Raw genomic sequence first — 16095 nt, 5'->3', positions numbered from 1 at the left:
TTGACAATATCTCTGGGACGTTTTAACGTGGGGCGTTATTTTTAGCTTAGGATGATTGGTGGTATGTACAAGGCCTTTTATGGACTCAGTGATAACCCTTTTTCGATTGCACCCAATCCCCATTATTTATTTTTGAGTGACAGGCACAGAGAGGCCTTAGCCCATTTGACCTATGGACTGGGAGAAACTGGGGGCTTTGTGTTGTTGACGGGGGAGGTCGGCACGGGGAAGACGACAGTATCTCGTTGTTTGCTTGGGCAATTACCCGATCATACCGATACGGCTTTTATCTTAAATCCTTCGCTGACGGAGTTGGAATTACTCGCCACACTCTGTGATGAATTGAAGATTAGCTATGGTGAAAACCCAACCCTTAAACAACTCACTGACCATCTGAGTCGTTTTTTACTGGCCAATCATGAGAAAGGCCGCAATACGGTACTCATCATCGATGAGGCGCAGCATCTACGCGCCGAAGTGTTAGAGCAGTTAAGGCTGCTCACCAATCTCGAGACTGACACGAAAAAACTGCTGCAGGTGATCTTAATTGGTCAGCCCGAGCTGCAATTGTTGCTTAAACGGCAAGAGCTTAGACAGTTAGCCCAGCGTATTACTGCCCGCTATCATCTATTACCTCTTAATGAAGATGAAATCGCACTCTATGTGTTGCACCGTTTGCAGGTGGCAGGTCGTTTTGAACCGCTATTTACCCGTAAAGCGATTAAAGTGCTGCACAAATACAGTGGCGGTATTCCGCGGTTAATTAACTTGCTGTGTGAACGTGCTTTGATGGCGGGTTATGCACAATCTAAGGTGCCAATCGATCACCATATGGTGAGACAAGCGGCGGCCGAGGTGCTCGGGGAAGAAGAACCACAGCCAAATAAACTCTTGTGGCCGAGCGCTATCGCGGCGGCATTGGTTGTGGCTTTCGGCGTGTCTTATTGGTTATTTACCGAAAGCCCAGCGGTTGCCAATGTGGTCAACTCGCCTGTGACACAAGCGAATCAAGCGACACCAGAAGTGACTCAAGCATCGATTCAAGATAAGAGTATTCAGCCGGAGCAAACATTGGCTGCAACCCAGAGTGCGCCAGTGGCTAGCGAGCCGCAAACCCTTGCCGCGCCGGATCCGAGTGTGCGGGTGTTGCAGGAGGCTATTAAGCAAAGCCGCAGTATCGATACCGCTTTTGCAGGCCTCTTTAATGTGTGGGGTAAAGTCCCCTTTAAAGGCTTAACCGCGTGCCAGTCGGCGCTTGAACAAGGGCTTTCCTGCTATCAACAGCAGGGCAATTGGATGTCGCTCACACGACTCAATTATCCCGCGGTTGTGTATTTAGTGGATGATAACCAACAAGATTTTTATGGCGCTGTGATAGCTGTCGATGCTGATCAGCTATTGATGCAGTTAGGCGAGCAGCAGCTTTGGGTCGATAGAGCCTGGTTCAATCAACATTTTAGCGGCACCTTTGAAATTCTCTGGCAGGCGCCTAACTTGCCTATGCTGGAAATCAGTCAGAAGTCGAGTCCTGGGCAATTACAATGGCTTGAAAACGCCCTTGCCCATGTGGCTAATCGACCTTCGCGCCGGGTGTCTCAATTCGATCTGAAATTAGAGAACGATCTGAAAGCTTTCCAAAGCCAACATGGTTTAAAGGCCGATGGGATTGCAGGTAATCAAACCTTAGTGAGACTAAATTTGTATTTAAGTGATCAGGGACCGCGCCTCACCGATAAGGGAGCGCAGAGTTAATGTCCATTTTACTCGATGCGGTAACCCGTAATAAGCAGCAACAAACTTCACCCTTACCTGATGCGGTATTAACGCCAAGGGCAAGTTATCCTACGGCGCGTAAATCTGCATTCCCAGTGGCAAAATTATCCTTGCTCGCCGTCGCTGTGGCGCTTGGGGTAGGTGTGGCGTGGGGCGTGGCGAATTGGCAACAGCAGAATTCTATGCCGATAGTAAATGCGGCGCCTAGCACTATCAATCCAAGCATGGCTGATACAAAGGTTGAAAACACGCCGCAGACAGCCTCCTCCGTGCAGCCATCTGCCGAAGGTGTTCGCGCTTCATCAGGTGCTGTTACTAACGCTGCGCTGCAAACTGGTGGATCAGAGCAAACCACGGCTGAATCGTCGGGATTTCGATTAGCGGGCAAAGTGGCACTGCCAAGGGAGCAGGTATTAAATGAAGCGCCTGCAAACGTACAGCCTTATCTGAGCTCGAACATGAGTTCGATTCCGGCTGCCACGGCATCCGCTTCTACGAGTGCGGATCCGAGCTACGATGACTATCTGGCAACCTCTGCCGCCTTAGATGAAACGACCCGAACGCAGCAATCTTCTGTCGAGGACGTGGCGCCACAGGATACTAGCGAGTCAGAGCCTATTATGTTGGGCGCTAATGCGAATCGTCAGGGCTTAGCGACACTCGAGGCACTGCGTGAGCAAGTCAATGCGGCGGCGGCCGATGTGGGCTTAGAAACGGCGCAGAGCCGCAAAGAGGATGAGTTAGTCGCGAATTTTCAGGATGCGCTCAAGGATGTGGAATATGTGAAAGCGGCTAAGACGCCAGTGACAGAGCCCAAGCTTGATCCTATTCCTAAGGTCGAAAACGACGATATTCCTAAATATGGGCAACTGCCCGCGGGGTTACAGCTTCAAGTGCCTGAATTTAATATTGTTGCCCACGTTTATTCGACGGATGCGAGTCAGCGTTGGTTGAATGTCGATGGCGCCGAGTTACAGGAAGGCGACCAGATTGGGGGCAAGTTAAAGATTATTGCGATTCGTCCGCGGGATGTAGTGCTCGAAATCCAAGGCACGCAGTTTAGGGTGCCAGCGATTTAACTTGTTATATTACAAACAAAAAAGGCGCCGATGGGCGCCTTTTTTATCGCTTAAAATCAAAACTTAAGCGAAGAAGTTGTAAGCCAAAAATAAGGTCAGGGCGTAACCCACGCTGTAGCATAGGAACAGGGCTGGCACATATTTCAGGTAGCTTACGAAAGTCAGCTCTTTTACTTTGCTCATGGCGACGATACCCGCAGCCGAACCAATCACTAACAACGAACCACCCACGCCCACACTGTAGGTTAAACCTAACCATTCAGGGGTGTTGAGCACTGGCTCTGCTTTAAGCAGCGCAGCTGTCAATGGCACGTTATCGATAAGGGCAGAACCCATACCTGTAACGAAGTTAGAGATGTTTGGATTAAACAGGCTGTAAGCTTCGGTCAGCATATCTAAGGTGCCGATTTCTTTAAGCATACCCACCAGCAGTAAAATTCCTAAGAAGAACAACAGAGTGTCGTATTCGACTTGGCGAATATATTCGAGGATCTTGATTTCTTCTTTATCACTGCGAGTGGTGTGGCCGATAAGGAACATAATCGACAGACCGGTTAAGAAGGTCAGTACCGGTGGAATACCGAAGAGAATGTTCAGCAGCATGGTCATCAGGATCGTGCAGAAGAACACTAAGGCAATTAGCAGATCCACGGTTTGATAGCTGTGCTTAATCGGGGTGGTGGACACCACGCCTTCAGCCTTCAATGAGAACAGCGTCGCCAGTAAAATCACACTCACGGCAGATGGGATAAACAGCATCAACAGTTCGGAGATATGTACGTGGCCGCCTAAGAAGATCATCAGGGTGGTAACGTCACCGGTGATCAGAGCCACACCGCCAGAGTTCACGGCGAAAATAATCAACACCGCCATTCTGCGGCGCATTTGCTTTTCGAGCTTAAAGGTCGTTAACAAGCCTAAAGATACTAAGGTCGCGGTGACGTTATCACAGAAAGCCGACAGGATAAGCGCGAATAAGGCCACTTGGATCATTAACAAGCGTACAGAGACCTTCTGCGGGAACAGCTTCTGCACCATGATTTGGATCATACCTTTGGCGTTAAGATAGGCCACAAAGGTCATTGTCGACATCAAAAACAGCCACAGGGTGGCAATTTCGAGCAAGTTTTCATTGAGTTGATGGGCAACCAATTTCTCATGGTTGGCGTCTCCGGCAGCCATAAACAGTGCTACCCAGGAAATACAGCCAAAGAATAAGGTGGTTTTTGCTTTATTAAGGTGGGTGACTTCTTCGAAAATAATACTGAGCAATGCGAGCACCGCCAGTATGATCAGAAAGGTATATAACATAACTGCAATTCCAACTGCTGTTTTAATGTCGTGGCAAGCCAAGGGCGAGCTATTGAGTGGCATTATCAAGGCTAAATTAAGCTTGCCGTGTTAATGCGTGCGGATCAGAACATAATGGGGTGAATAACGCAACTGTTAGCTGTAACTCGGTTTTGCGTCATTTTGTGATATTGGTCTCAGTGAAAATGGTTAGATTTTAGCGTTAAACACTATTTAGTTTTCAATGTGTAGTTTTTTATCTTGTTTAGTTGAGATTGCCAAAGGACTGTAAAGTAAGATCTACGATTAAAGTCTAAGCAGTTATTTTGCCGATCCCGCAATTAATTTTTCTTTATGAAGGAAATATTGCACGAAAATGCAGTCACAGAGGCGAAGGATCGGATTTTGTGCTGTTTACGGTGCTGAGTGCGGGATTCTTTAGCTGTGTCACAAAAATGACCAAGTCAAAATATTGACTGGATAGAAAGTGAGCTGTATCTTGTGCCACTTTAGTAGTTAAGACACTGGATGTTGTATCTTAAGGATAACGCAAAATGACATTTGTGCTCCGCAGTCTGATGTTATTAGGCTCATTAGTGTGGTTAACATATAGTGGCAAGCAGCTGATCGCATTAGGAATATTACATAATCCTAGCCTGATGGTTGACCATATTACTTTGACTTTACAGGTCTTAGTCGCGGCGGTGGTATTTAAATCGGCTTTAGGCTCGAAACGATCCGATAGCTATTGATGGAGTCAGGCTCACGCAATAGCCAGTTCAAACGCCAAGCAATAAAAAGGGACGCAAATGCGTCCCTTAGTGTTTTAAGCTATCGCTTACATTGCCGCTTTCATACGACCTAATACACGGTCAGCCGCTTCTAGCGTGAGGCGCAGTTCTTCTTCGCCATGGGCCATCGACAGGAAGCCTGCTTCATAGGCGCTCGGTGCTAAGTAAACCCCTTCATCTAACATGCCGTGATAGAAAGTGCGGAAGTGTTCGATATTGCACTTAGTCACTTGGTCGAAGCGCGTGATCTGCTCTTGCTCGGTAAAGAAGAAGCCGAACATGCCACCGACATAGTTGATGGCCATTGGAATACCGTGTTTGTCGGCCGCCGCTTTAAAGCCTTCGGCGATACGTTTGGTTTTCGCGCTTAGCGCTTCGTATAGACCTTCTTCACACAGGGCTTCCATTTGCGCTAGACCCGCTGACATCGCAATGGGGTTACCAGACAGGGTACCCGCTTGGTACACAGGACCCGTTGGAGCGATAAACTGCATCACCTCTTTACGACCGCCAAATGCACCCACAGGCATGCCGCCGCCAATCACTTTACCCAGTGTGGTTAAGTCAGGAGTAACGCCATAGTGGCCTTGAGCACCGCTTCTTGATACACGGAAACCTGTCATCACTTCGTCGATAATGAGTAGCGCACCAAACTCATCACACATAGCACGCAGACCTTCGAGGAAGCCTGGGATAGGTGGAATACAGTTCATGTTGCCAGCGACAGGCTCGATGATGATACAAGAGATTTCAGTTGGATATTGCTCAAACAGGCTACGAACTGAATCGAGATCGTTATACACAGCGGTTAAGGTGTGCTTGGCGAAATCTTCAGGAATACCTGGAGAGCTTGGTTGGCCTAAGGTCAAAGCACCAGAACCTGCTTTAACTAATAGGCAGTCTGCGTGACCGTGGTAGCAGCCTTCAAACTTTAAGATCTTGTCACGATTGGTAAAACCGCGAGCTAAACGAATCGCACTCATGGTGGCTTCAGTGCCTGAACTCACCATACGTACTTGTTCTATAGAAGGTACCATGGCGATGACTTTCTCAGCCATTTGTACTTCAAGCTCGGTAGGTGCACCAAAAGACAGACCATTGTGCACCGCAGCTAATACGGCTTCACGGATCTTTGGATGGTTGTGGCCGAGGATCATCGGGCCCCAAGAGCCAACATAGTCGATATACGCTTTACCATCGGCATCGTAAATATAAGCGCCATCAGCTTTTTCAATAAACAGCGGCGAACCACCTACACCGTTAAATGCACGAACCGGAGAGTTAACACCGCCGGGGATGGTTTTTTTAGCCTGTTCAAATAGCGCTTCGGAACGGGTCATGTTAAGTCCTTAAAGTAAGTAGCCGACTTAGCGATCGGCTTTACGTGAATACCAATTAACGGGACACTCATATTTTTCGAGTTGCGAGTCAACCCCGAGTGTCAATGCAAACAGTGCCATACGAATTAGCAGTCCATTGTCCGCCTGTCTGAAGATAGCGAGATTAGGATGGCTGTTCAAATCATTATCTAACTCATTAGCTTGCGCACGCGAATCCCGTGGCAGCGGGTGCATGATCACAGTGTTAGATTTGCAATGTTGGGTATAAATACTGCGATTCAAACGGAATTTACCGCGGTATTTGTTCGCTTCTTCCTGGGATGGGAAGCGCTCTTCTTGAATGCGGGTCAGATAAAGTATGTCGGCTTTATCTAAGTGGCCTTCAAGCTGGTCTGTTATTTTGATGCTATGGCCAGCATTTTCAATGTCGGAGATCACATAGTCAGGCATTGCTAATTCAGTTGGCGAAATCAGTGTGAAGCTGATGTTCTTGTACATGCACAGCAAGCGCGACAGGGAATGCACGGTACGACCAAATTTTAAGTCGCCGACCATAGCGATATGCATGCCATCGATACCGCGGCCAGCATGGCCTAACTCTTTTTGAATGGTGAACAAATCGAGCAGGGCTTGGGTCGGGTGCTCGTTCGAACCATCACCACCGTTGATTACTGGCACGCGGCTACCTTCAGCAAACTCTTTCACCGAATAAGAGTCGGGGTGGCGCATCGCAATTACATCGGAATAGGTCGAGAGTACACGTGCGGTATCGTACAGTGACTCACCCTTAGATAAGGACGAAGAGGCCATGCCTGTGGTCTCACGCACATGGCCGCCGAGTAAGTTAAAGGCACAGCCAAAACTCACGCGGGTACGGGTACTAGGCTCGAAAAACAGGTTACCTAAAATGGCGCCTTCGAGCACCTTAGTGCGCTTCTCACGAAGTGCATAGGGCATCATACGATGGGCAACATTAAAAATAGTTTGGATTGAATCAAGATCTAACTGGTTTACGGAGAGGATATGAGATCCTTCGAACTGGTTCATCAGCCTGTTTTCCAATTGCTAGGGGGCGTTAAAGTGCAATGTCGCGCTTTGTGCCCTGGTGTATATGTAGGGTGGCTGAGGCGCGATTGTAACAGATGCACAGGGGCAGCGAAATAGTCGCCGCACCTTCGTATAGATTTTTTAAGCAGCTAATACAGGATTTTGTGAATCTAAGCCCATCTTTGCAGAACTTAGACTTGGCCGGAGCGAATTTCCTGTTGTAGGTTCGACCAACTGACCACTCCTACCACATTGTCTGGGGTGTCTTGGTAGATAAATACCTCACCACTGCGTTTGGGCGACAACAAGTTATACACCTCATCGAGGGTTTTAGTGTCACTCAGCCCCTGCATCGGATGGCGTGAGAGGGTGATGTTGTCATCGTAGGATTGCATCTCGAGGCTGAGCATTTCAATCACCCCATCGGCGTTACGCACTAACACTGGGCGACCTTCGGCGCGTTTTAACACTTCGAGCAGCAGCTCGTCGTTGTTGTTGACGATAACAAAACGTTTATCCATCAGGGCGCGCACGCCTTTTTTCTGTAGCGCCAGATTCACCGGGGCGACTTTATAGCCTAAGCCCATAATCTCTAACTGCTTGAAGAAAATAGAGTTGGTTTTAAAACCTTGATAGGCAATTAAGAAGGCGGGAATAGTCACAAACATCGCTGGCAGAATGATACTGGCATCGTTGGTCATCTCAAGTAGCGCTACTAGGGCGGCGAGCGGCGCACTGAGGCAAACCCCCATCATCGCCGTCATGCCGATAACCGTATAGAGGCCAACGTAAGGTGCAATCGAAGGGAATAGAATGGCGCTAACTAAAGCTAAGATGGCACCGATCAAGGCGCCAATGCCGTAGAGTGGACCAATCAAACCGCCTGGGATCCCAAGTCCGATTGCCGCTATGGTGGCGATAATCTTGGCCGCAAGCAGGGCGATGAGTAGCAATAAACTAGGATGCTCGCTGATGGCTTCACTGATGGCCAAATCCCCAGTGCCGAGGGCTTGAGGCAAGATTAAACCAATCAGTGTAGTGATACTGCCCGCCAGTAATAGCCGATAAATCAGTGGCCAGTTTTGCCCTGTGGCGGTGACTTTAAGGAGCGCGTAGTTGAAGAAGGCGGCGGCGCAGCCCAGTGCAATGCCGCCCAAGGCTAAAATGGGATAGTGATCTAATGGAATATGGATCACCTGAATGCGGTCAAACTCGTGCACATTACCAAAAACCAACTGGCTGGAAACCGCACCACAAATCGCGGACAGCATAATCGGGAAGAAGTAATGCACCTTGTATTCGCGCACTATCACTTCGAGTACAAATATCACTGCCGCGAGCGGGGCGTTAAAGGTGGCCGCAATCCCTGCTGCAATGCCGCTGGCGCACATTATGCGCACACTATTGTCGGGAAGATTAAATTTTTCGGCTAAAACACTGGCACTTACGGCGCCGAGGTGAATGGCGGGACCTTCGCGTCCTACCGAGAAATTGGTGCCTAAGGCAAACAGCGCCTGAAAAAATTGCCCTGCGGCAGATTGCAGTGGAATTTTGCCATAGTGCAATTTAACCCTATGTAATACATAGGCAATCCCCATGCGCTTGTAACGTTTGGAGCCGAGTTTGGCGACAATCCAGATCAACAAGGCGCCAAAAAGTGGCAACAGGGCTCGCCAGTCGGCGATGTTACCCGTAAAATCCAGCGTCTCGATTTGGGTGTAATGGTTCGCCCACAGGAGCAAGAGTCGAAACAACAGGATCACGCAGGAGGCGAAGATGGCGAATAGCAAGGCCAGTAAGCACAACTGCGCACTGATCTTGGCTTGGGATAAATGATCGCGCAGCTCGTTAGTTAAGTACTTTTTAGCTGTGCTGATGGCGTCTTGAATCGCGGCTTTATTTATCGTTAATTGCACTGCATTGGCCTGAGTTGTATTGTATCGAACTCGTTCTTGAGTTGATTGTATTTTATATAAGGGGCTGTTACCTAATGCCAAATTATCATCGTTGGCTAGATCGGCTGCAAGTCATGGATTTAAAGTATCGTCCATCGACCAAGTATTTATTGTCGTTAGTCTTAGTGGCATTTCTATTAGGGGCTTGGGTGAGCTTTATTGTGCTCAACAGTGACGAGCCCGTCGTAAAGCATATTGGCGGCGGTAAGCTGCAACGTGTTACCGCCGAACTTGAGGCACAAACCCAGGAACTCGCGACCCGCAATTTAGAATTATCTGTCGAGCGCGAAGCCAATGCGCAAATGCAAGATATGTTTGCACAGCAGATGAAGAAACAAAAAGAGCTAGAGCACGAATTAGCCTTTTATCGCAGTATTATGTCGCCGGATGACAATGCCGAAGGGGTGGCCATTCACGGCTTAGAAATGACGCCGGGCGCCCTGGCGGATGAGTATAATTTCAAGTTGATTTTAACTCAGCTGCAAAAACGTAAGCAGGCGATTCAAGGTCGTACCGAAATCACCCTCATTGGTGTGCAAGACGGAAAATCCGTTGAGTTAAGTGTGAACAAACTCACGGGTTCTAAGCTCGAGTTTGATTTTCGCTATTTTCAGGTCATAGATACCAAAGTTACAGTGCCTGCAGGGTTTAATGTGGTGCAGGTCAAAGTCAAAGTGGTGGTGCCTTCGAGCCGCTGGACCAAAAATTCGCAGACAGAACATGTCTATAGTGTCCCTGAGTTATTACAGGGTGAAAAAGAACCGCGGGTAATACTTGAACAAAATAGTCAGGTAACGGATAATTTGCCCCAGAAAACTGATGTAAGAGGTAGTAATGACTGATCAAGCTGACGCAGCAATGCCTATCAAATTTACCGATGCGGCAGCCGCTAAGGTAAAGGGCTTGTTGGAAGAAGAGCAAAATCCTGCACTTAAACTACGTGTGTACGTGACGGGTGGTGGTTGTTCTGGATTTCAGTACGGCTTTACCTTTGATGAAAAGGTCAACGAAGGCGACTTCACCGTTGAGAAGCAAGGCGTCCAATTGGTCGTCGATCCCATGAGCTTACAATACCTCGTTGGCGGTGAAGTGGATTACACTTCTGGCCTCGAAGGTTCGCGTTTCTTTGTGAAAAACCCGAATGCGACAACGACTTGTGGTTGTGGCGCAAGTTTCTCTGTGTAAGTTTGTTCTACGAATGTAGTGAACTGATATAGAAGATAAAAAAGCCGTCGAGATGACGGCTTTTTTTGTTGGTCTTTCCTGTATTGCTAGGATTGGCAAAGCAAGGCGTAAGCGCGTTGCTTTGGAGTTAATTCATAATATTCAGATTAAGCTTAGGTTTAAACCAAGCCTTCACTTTCTTATCGAATGCCACCCATACCTGCAATAAAGATAAGGCAATCAACACGATAAAAATCACGTAATCGGGCAGCTTTTCTTGCCACTCGCCAAGGTGCACTGTGGTTGGCCCTGCGACTAGGTTGTCAGGATCATAAAGGATCACAGGTAACATGCTGACTAGCGCCAATTGCACTAAGGTGTAACCCCTTAACATAATCAACCCAGCCTTTTGGCGACCGATAATCCCGAGCACCATCAATAGGGTTAACAGGCAGAAAAGTACCCCTTGTTTAGCAATTAAGCCGCTTACCGATGCTGCGACATAGAGTAGCAGCAAAGCAATTAAGCGTTTAGGTAAACGGGCTTTAGCCAAGGGCGGCGTAGCCTGTGTTGCCAAAGAGGATTCTTGCTCGTTCAGCGACATTGTGGTTTGCCCTTATGGATTAGTGGCTTTGTTTAGTGACTAAACGTTGATCTAATTCATAGGGTGGAATGACCACACCTAAGTCATCTTGCACAGGGAATACGGCCACAAACAGATCGTCTTCTTCCATGCCAGGCACCCATCTTTCATGCCATTCATCATAGGGAATCGCTAAGGTTTGGCAGTCACTCCAGTCATCGACTGCCCATGACTCGGCCGCTTCTTCGGTTGGCCACATTGGGATGCAATCTTCATCTTCAGTGGTCAGCATGACGCAACCATCTTGGTCCTGTAGCGTCCATAACACTTTGTGTTGTTTAACTTGTTCGACGAGGTAATCGTAACGACCTTCTGGAGTCATGCCAGCGGCTTCTGCAAAGGTTTTAACAGTCTTGCTCATGAAAATATCTCTTATGCGTGAATAGGGCGAAACCTGTTGTGCTACTCATGTATAGCGTCAGCACAGCAAAACTCACCAGTTGGCAAGATGGTAACATTAGAGCGGGGTTTGAAAAAGCACAACAACGCCGCGAAGGCGCTGTTGCTAGCGGGGAATTACTCAGCAGCCTTGAAATAACGGTAAATCATACCGGCGAGAATCGCACCTACGATAGGAGCGACCCAGAATATCCACAGTTGTGATACAGCCCAATCGCCAACAAACAGCGCTGGGCCGGTACTGCGAGCCGGATTGACCGAGGTGTTTGACACGGGAATGCTGATCAAGTGTATAAGGGTTAAACACAGACCAATCGCAATCGGCGCAAAGCCTTTAGGTGCGCGCTCGTCGGTCGCACCTAAAATCACCAATAAGAAGAACAAGGTCATCACGATTTCGCAGATTAGCACCGACATCATGCTGTAACCGCCGGGGGAATGTTCGCCAAAGCCGTTAGAAGCAAAGCCTGCCGCAAGACTAAAACCTTCTTGCCCTGAGGCGATGGCGTACAATACACCCGCGCCGACAATACCACCCGCCACTTGGGCAATGATATAAGGCAGCAGTTCCGAGGCTGGAAAACGTCCGCCAGCCCAGAGCCCAAAGGATACGGCGGGGTTTAAGTGGCAGCCCGAAATATGGCCAATGGCGAATGCCATGGTCAGAACCGTTAAACCAAAGGCTAACGCCACCCCGAGTAAACCGATCCCAACTTCCGGAAAGGCTGCCGCCAGCACTGCGCTGCCGCAGCCGCCGAGAACGAGCCACAGAGTGCCCAAAAATTCTGCCGCCATTTTTTGTGACATATTCATTGATTGATTTCCTATTCAGACGATTTATGCGGACATACGCTTCGCGCTCTTTGCATAAACCCTTGTTTATCTTGCTGGTTAAGTTGAGCTAGATAAATAACCATTCCCTTAATTGATATGTTTGCGCGCCCAGAGTGTGCAGGCACGAGTTGGCCTTCACAGTGAGTGAGGTTGTGCATTTACTGCTTAGTTAACAATCACTTTAGCGAGTTTAGATGACACAACTGTGATCAAGCATAGATGGGTTTTCATATTGTGCATTTTTGAACGACTGTCATTGGTGCTATTTAAAGCATTTTTAGGCATCGTCTCCGCTGTTTTGTTACGTCTTATCGTGCCTATGTTCGGTAAGAATGCAGTGGAACGCTAGCCGCCACGCAAAGATTTTTAGCATTTTCAATAGTCGATTTATTCTCTTTGCTTTTCTTTAATGTATTGAAAATAAATAAATAGATATTTAATAGATATAAAACGGGGAAAGAAACGAGGGACAGATGATTGCCGCTCTTCACTCGGCAAAGTACAAGGTTTTGGTTGCTGAAATGTTAATTGTGTTTTTGTGGTGTTGCTACCTCATATTCAAAGAACTTGATGAACATGAATAAGAAAACACGGTTAGCCGGATGAAGTAACAGCTCCAAATAACAACAAGAATGGCTTGCGCTGTAAAAGTGAAGGTGGGAAGGATGAAGAAGAAATTATTAACCTTGGCAATCCAAGCTTCGATGTTTGGTATTGCTCCTTCGGTAGCTTGGGCTGCCGATTCGATTGAAGTGAGTGCGGTAAATGAGAGCGCTAATCGCGTTGAAGTCGAGGTAGCGGATAAGCAAGAAAGCATCGAAAAAGTCACAGTCACGGGCTCGCGGATTAAACGCGACAGCTTTTCCCTTAGCACTCCATTGCAGGGGTTAGATGCGAAAGATATCGCCGATAGCGGTATTGGCTCATTAGCGGATATTTTAGTTGATCAAATTCCAGCGTTGTCGGAAGGCGTTAGCAGTACAAATAGTCAATCGAGCGTGCAAAATACGGGTCTTTCAACCATTGATTTACGTGACTTAGGCACAGATCGCACCCTGACCTTGATCGATGGTCGCCGCGTAGTATCAAACAGTTACAGCGGTAACTATGTCAGCTTAAGCACCATTCCAGCCGCTATGGTCGATAAGGTCGAAATCATTACCGGCGGGGCGTCGGCTGTCTATGGTTCCGATGCGATTGCTGGGGTGGTGAATATTATTACCCAGCAGAACAAGACGGGCTTTGAGATTAACGCCCGTGGCGGTGAAACCACCGAAGGTGGTGGTCGTGAAACCACAGTCGATGTAGGTTATGGCACTGATTTTAATGGCGATAAAGGTTATATCTTCGCCAGTGCGACTTACGATAAACAACATGGCTTATTTGCGACCGACAGGGAAAGAGCCCTGTATGAGTCAAGTTTTGCCTATGATGCAAAGCAAATGTGTAATGCCATGAACACGGTCGATGGCGACCAGTGTATGCGCGATATTACCCGAGACGACTGGCGCGAGCGCAGTAATGACATCGTCGGTGGCCGCTTTAAATCAAACTCTTGGTGGTACGATGGCACCGAGCTTAAAACCGACTTTAAAGAAGAGCGTGATGGCTATAACGGTTACACCACGGGTCTCTTAAAGGTCCCTGAGGATACCTTAGCCGCTGCGGTCAAAATGAATTATGACCTCAGCGACGATGTGCGCGCAAATGTGCAAGTGCAGTTTAGCCGCAATAATGCGTTTCGTCGTACCGATGCCGAAGGCCAAGACTATAACGACGCTGAACTCTATATCGACCCTGTGACGGGTCTCCCTGGTACTATTGCTGCGGGCAGTATTTCTCCAAACAATCCTTATGTGCCAGCCGAAATTGCCGCGACAGCTGGCAAGAGCATCACTTGGGATCGCCGCTTCCAAGAGGTTGGCCCCGTTGAGAGCGATAACGAGCGCACCACTTTGCGGACTTGGGCGGGATTGCAGGGCAACCTATTTGAAACTTGGACCTGGGATGCCTCACTGGGTTACGGTAAGTTTGAACAGCGTCAGCGCCGCAGCAATGAGATCAGTATTCGTCGTCTGCAATATGCTCTGGATGCTGAATACGCCGACGATGGTGTGACAATCCAATGTGCCAGTGAAGAGGCTAGAGCCGAGGGCTGTGTTCCCGTCAATATCTTTGGTGAAGGTTCAATCAGTAAGGAAGGGGCGGACTATATCCGCGCCAATCCTTATATCAACACGGATATCACGCAATTTAATGCCCTAGGATTTATCTCGGGTGAATTGTTTGAATTACCCGCTGGTGGCGTGCAGTCAGCATTCGGGGTCGAATATCGCCGTGATACTCAAGCCGTCGATACCGATAAAGCGATGCGTGGTGATGCGATTACCTTTAACGACGTGCCGCCCTTTGAAGGGGATGTAACCGTATGGGAAGCCTTTGGTGAAGCGAATCTTCCTTTGTTAAGGGATGAGGCTTTTGCTAATAAGCTCGACCTAGACGTGTCATTGCGTTTAGCGGATTACAGCCAGAAAAACATCGACTTAATGTCTAGCTATCGCGCGGGTATCCTGTGGGAGCCTATTGCCAACTATGCCCTACGTGCTAACTACTCTCGCTCACAACGTGCGCCCAATATTACAGAACTGATTTCTCCACCCCGTGGAGATTACGACAGTATTCGCGATATTTGTGATGGGGTAACTGCAACCTCAACTGGGGCTGGGCATGATAGTTGCCGCCAAGATCCTGGTATTGCAGCCGCAATTGCGACTAACGGTGTCTTTGAGGATGAAGGTGGTTCTAAATATTCGCCGAACGCTGGTAACGAAAACCTCACCGAGGAAACTGCGGATACCTATACCTTAGGCTTTACTATGGCGCCAGCCTTCCTCGAAGGCTTTAATCTGGCGGTTGATTATTACGATATTAAAGTCACCGATGCCATTGGTTCATTAAGCAACGAGGATATTCTGGCCGAATGTTATAACTCGAGTAATCCTTATGGTGCCGATAACGAGTACTGTCAGGTCATCAGCCGTGATACTGAAGGGCAAATCACTCAGGTTATCCAACAGGAACAGAACCTGAATGACATTGTCACCCGTGGTGTTGATATCGCCATGGCCTACGAGTGGCAGTTAGACGGATACGGTGAACTCAGCTTAAAAACTAACTGGACCCATGTGTTGGAATTTAGCACTAGCTACTACGGCGCCGATGGTTTAGTTGAAGATGACTATGTGGGTGAGCTTGCCAGCGGAATTTTTGAGGACAGAGGCGCAATTTCATTAACCTGGAGCAATGATGATTGGCGTGTTCGTTGGAGCGCTAAGTATAAGAGCGCCATGGTTGATAGCCACGATAGAGTTGAAGAGTGGAACGTGCTGAGGGCCGAAAACCAAGCCAAACTTGATGCTGGCGATGCCAGTGCGGTGGCTAATCCCGAAACGCCCGCATTCCTATTCTACAGCTCGTATATCACCCACGATTTGTCGGTGTCTTACACTATGGACGTGAGTCAGGCTGAATTACGTTTATATGGCGGTGTGCGCAATATTTTCGACAATCAGGGGCCTTGGGTGGCTGATACTGGTGATTTAGTCGAAACGGGTAATGGTAACTACAGCAGCGCCTATGGCGGTGGTGTTGGACGCTATGCCTACCTAGGTGCAGAGCTTAAGTTCTAATATCGTTGAACTGATACTAATCACTTAAGTTTGTTCAACCGCATGTGGCTCCCTGCATGCGGTTTTTTATTGCCAATATCCGCAAGATATT

13 protein-coding genes are annotated in these 16095 nt (G+C 48.2%); 6 read left to right on the top strand and 7 right to left on the bottom strand.

Going from position 1 to position 16095, the window contains the following annotated elements; genetic code table 11:
* Positions 1-63: 63 nt before the first annotated feature.
* Positions 64-1752 carry an ExeA family protein gene (locus tag SHEWANA3_RS16135; protein ID WP_011717916.1) on the top strand — a complete coding sequence of 563 codons (1689 nt, stop codon included), beginning with the start codon at positions 64-66 and terminating at the stop codon, positions 1750-1752.
* The gene (locus SHEWANA3_RS16130; protein ID WP_011717915.1) at positions 1752-2852 is read left to right on the top strand and encodes a general secretion pathway protein GspB; all 1101 of its coding nucleotides are present in this window, start codon (positions 1752-1754) and stop codon (positions 2850-2852) included. The genes SHEWANA3_RS16135 and SHEWANA3_RS16130 overlap by 1 nt, the downstream gene beginning before the upstream one ends.
* A 63-nt stretch (positions 2853-2915) precedes the next feature.
* On the opposite strand, the gene nhaD is transcribed toward SHEWANA3_RS16130, so the two are convergent.
* Positions 2916-4163 (bottom strand): sodium:proton antiporter NhaD, encoded by a 1248-nt coding sequence (gene nhaD, locus SHEWANA3_RS16125; protein WP_041412728.1) that lies wholly within the window; start codon positions 4161-4163, stop codon positions 2916-2918.
* Between the two features lie 533 nt (positions 4164-4696).
* Between nhaD and SHEWANA3_RS16120 the strand changes: the two genes are divergently transcribed.
* Positions 4697-4894, top strand: coding sequence for a hypothetical protein (locus tag SHEWANA3_RS16120; RefSeq protein ID WP_011717913.1), 198 nt, complete (start codon positions 4697-4699; stop codon positions 4892-4894).
* Between the two features lie 86 nt (positions 4895-4980).
* Here the strand turns inward: SHEWANA3_RS16120 and hemL are convergent, their stop codons facing one another.
* From hemL to SHEWANA3_RS16105, 3 genes are all read right to left on the bottom strand, one after another.
* The gene (hemL, locus tag SHEWANA3_RS16115) at positions 4981-6273 is read right to left on the bottom strand and encodes a glutamate-1-semialdehyde 2,1-aminomutase (RefSeq protein ID WP_011717912.1); all 1293 of its coding nucleotides are present in this window, start codon (positions 6271-6273) and stop codon (positions 4981-4983) included.
* Positions 6274-6300: 27 nt separating this feature from the next.
* Positions 6301-7320, bottom strand: coding sequence for an aspartate carbamoyltransferase (locus SHEWANA3_RS16110; RefSeq protein WP_011717911.1), 1020 nt, complete (start codon positions 7318-7320; stop codon positions 6301-6303).
* A gap of 191 nt (positions 7321-7511) precedes the next feature.
* On the bottom strand, positions 7512-9236 hold the full coding sequence (locus tag SHEWANA3_RS16105) for a chloride channel protein (protein ID WP_011626912.1): 1725 nt from the start codon (positions 9234-9236) through the stop codon (positions 7512-7514).
* Between the two features lie 74 nt (positions 9237-9310).
* On the opposite strand from SHEWANA3_RS16105, the gene SHEWANA3_RS16100 reads away from it, so the two are divergent.
* Entirely contained in the window at positions 9311-10117 is an 807-nt protein-coding gene (locus SHEWANA3_RS16100; protein WP_011717910.1) for a DUF6776 family protein, read from the top strand.
* Positions 10110-10460, top strand: a complete 351-nt coding sequence (gene erpA, locus SHEWANA3_RS16095; RefSeq protein WP_011623639.1) for an iron-sulfur cluster insertion protein ErpA — start codon at positions 10110-10112, stop codon at positions 10458-10460. Before SHEWANA3_RS16100 ends, erpA begins: the two co-directional genes overlap by 8 nt.
* Before the next feature lie 127 nt (positions 10461-10587).
* Here erpA and SHEWANA3_RS16090 read toward each other — a convergent pair whose 3' ends face one another.
* The 3 genes from SHEWANA3_RS16090 to aqpZ form a co-directional block, all read right to left on the bottom strand.
* Complete coding sequence (locus SHEWANA3_RS16090) at positions 10588-11043, bottom strand: hypothetical protein (protein ID WP_011717909.1); 456 nt, start codon at positions 11041-11043, stop codon at positions 10588-10590.
* A gap of 19 nt (positions 11044-11062) precedes the next feature.
* Positions 11063-11443, bottom strand: a complete 381-nt coding sequence (locus tag SHEWANA3_RS16085) for a DUF2750 domain-containing protein (protein WP_011717908.1) — start codon at positions 11441-11443, stop codon at positions 11063-11065.
* Between the two features lie 155 nt (positions 11444-11598).
* Complete coding sequence (gene aqpZ, locus SHEWANA3_RS16080; RefSeq protein WP_011717907.1) at positions 11599-12294, bottom strand: aquaporin Z; 696 nt, start codon at positions 12292-12294, stop codon at positions 11599-11601.
* A gap of 686 nt (positions 12295-12980) precedes the next feature.
* On the opposite strand from aqpZ, the gene SHEWANA3_RS16075 reads away from it, so the two are divergent.
* The gene (locus SHEWANA3_RS16075) at positions 12981-16004 is read left to right on the top strand and encodes a TonB-dependent receptor (protein WP_011717906.1); all 3024 of its coding nucleotides are present in this window, start codon (positions 12981-12983) and stop codon (positions 16002-16004) included.
* The last annotated feature ends 91 nt before the right edge of the window (positions 16005-16095 follow it).

Source organism: Shewanella sp. ANA-3 (assembly GCF_000203935.1).
Classification (GTDB): Bacteria; Pseudomonadota; Gammaproteobacteria; order Enterobacterales; family Shewanellaceae; genus Shewanella.
The sequence above is the reverse complement of the archived record's forward strand: the minus strand, read 5'-3'. Positions and strand labels throughout refer to the sequence as shown.

Coding starts and splice junctions, on each gene's coding strand:
- SHEWANA3_RS16135 (WP_011717916.1), top strand. CDS start 64: ATGTACAAGGCCTTTTATGGACTCAGTGATAACCCTTTTTCGATTGCA.
- SHEWANA3_RS16130 (WP_011717915.1), top strand. CDS start 1,752: ATGTCCATTTTACTCGATGCGGTAACCCGTAATAAGCAGCAACAAACT.
- nhaD (WP_041412728.1), bottom strand. CDS start 4,163: ATGTTATATACCTTTCTGATCATACTGGCGGTGCTCGCATTGCTCAGT.
- SHEWANA3_RS16120 (WP_011717913.1), top strand. CDS start 4,697: ATGACATTTGTGCTCCGCAGTCTGATGTTATTAGGCTCATTAGTGTGG.
- hemL (WP_011717912.1), bottom strand. CDS start 6,273: ATGACCCGTTCCGAAGCGCTATTTGAACAGGCTAAAAAAACCATCCCC.
- SHEWANA3_RS16110 (WP_011717911.1), bottom strand. CDS start 7,320: ATGAACCAGTTCGAAGGATCTCATATCCTCTCCGTAAACCAGTTAGAT.
- SHEWANA3_RS16100 (WP_011717910.1), top strand. CDS start 9,311: ATGCCAAATTATCATCGTTGGCTAGATCGGCTGCAAGTCATGGATTTA.
- erpA (WP_011623639.1), top strand. CDS start 10,110: ATGACTGATCAAGCTGACGCAGCAATGCCTATCAAATTTACCGATGCG.
- SHEWANA3_RS16090 (WP_011717909.1), bottom strand. CDS start 11,043: ATGTCGCTGAACGAGCAAGAATCCTCTTTGGCAACACAGGCTACGCCG.
- SHEWANA3_RS16085 (WP_011717908.1), bottom strand. CDS start 11,443: ATGAGCAAGACTGTTAAAACCTTTGCAGAAGCCGCTGGCATGACTCCA.
- aqpZ (WP_011717907.1), bottom strand. CDS start 12,294: ATGAATATGTCACAAAAAATGGCGGCAGAATTTTTGGGCACTCTGTGG.
- SHEWANA3_RS16075 (WP_011717906.1), top strand. CDS start 12,981: ATGAAGAAGAAATTATTAACCTTGGCAATCCAAGCTTCGATGTTTGGT.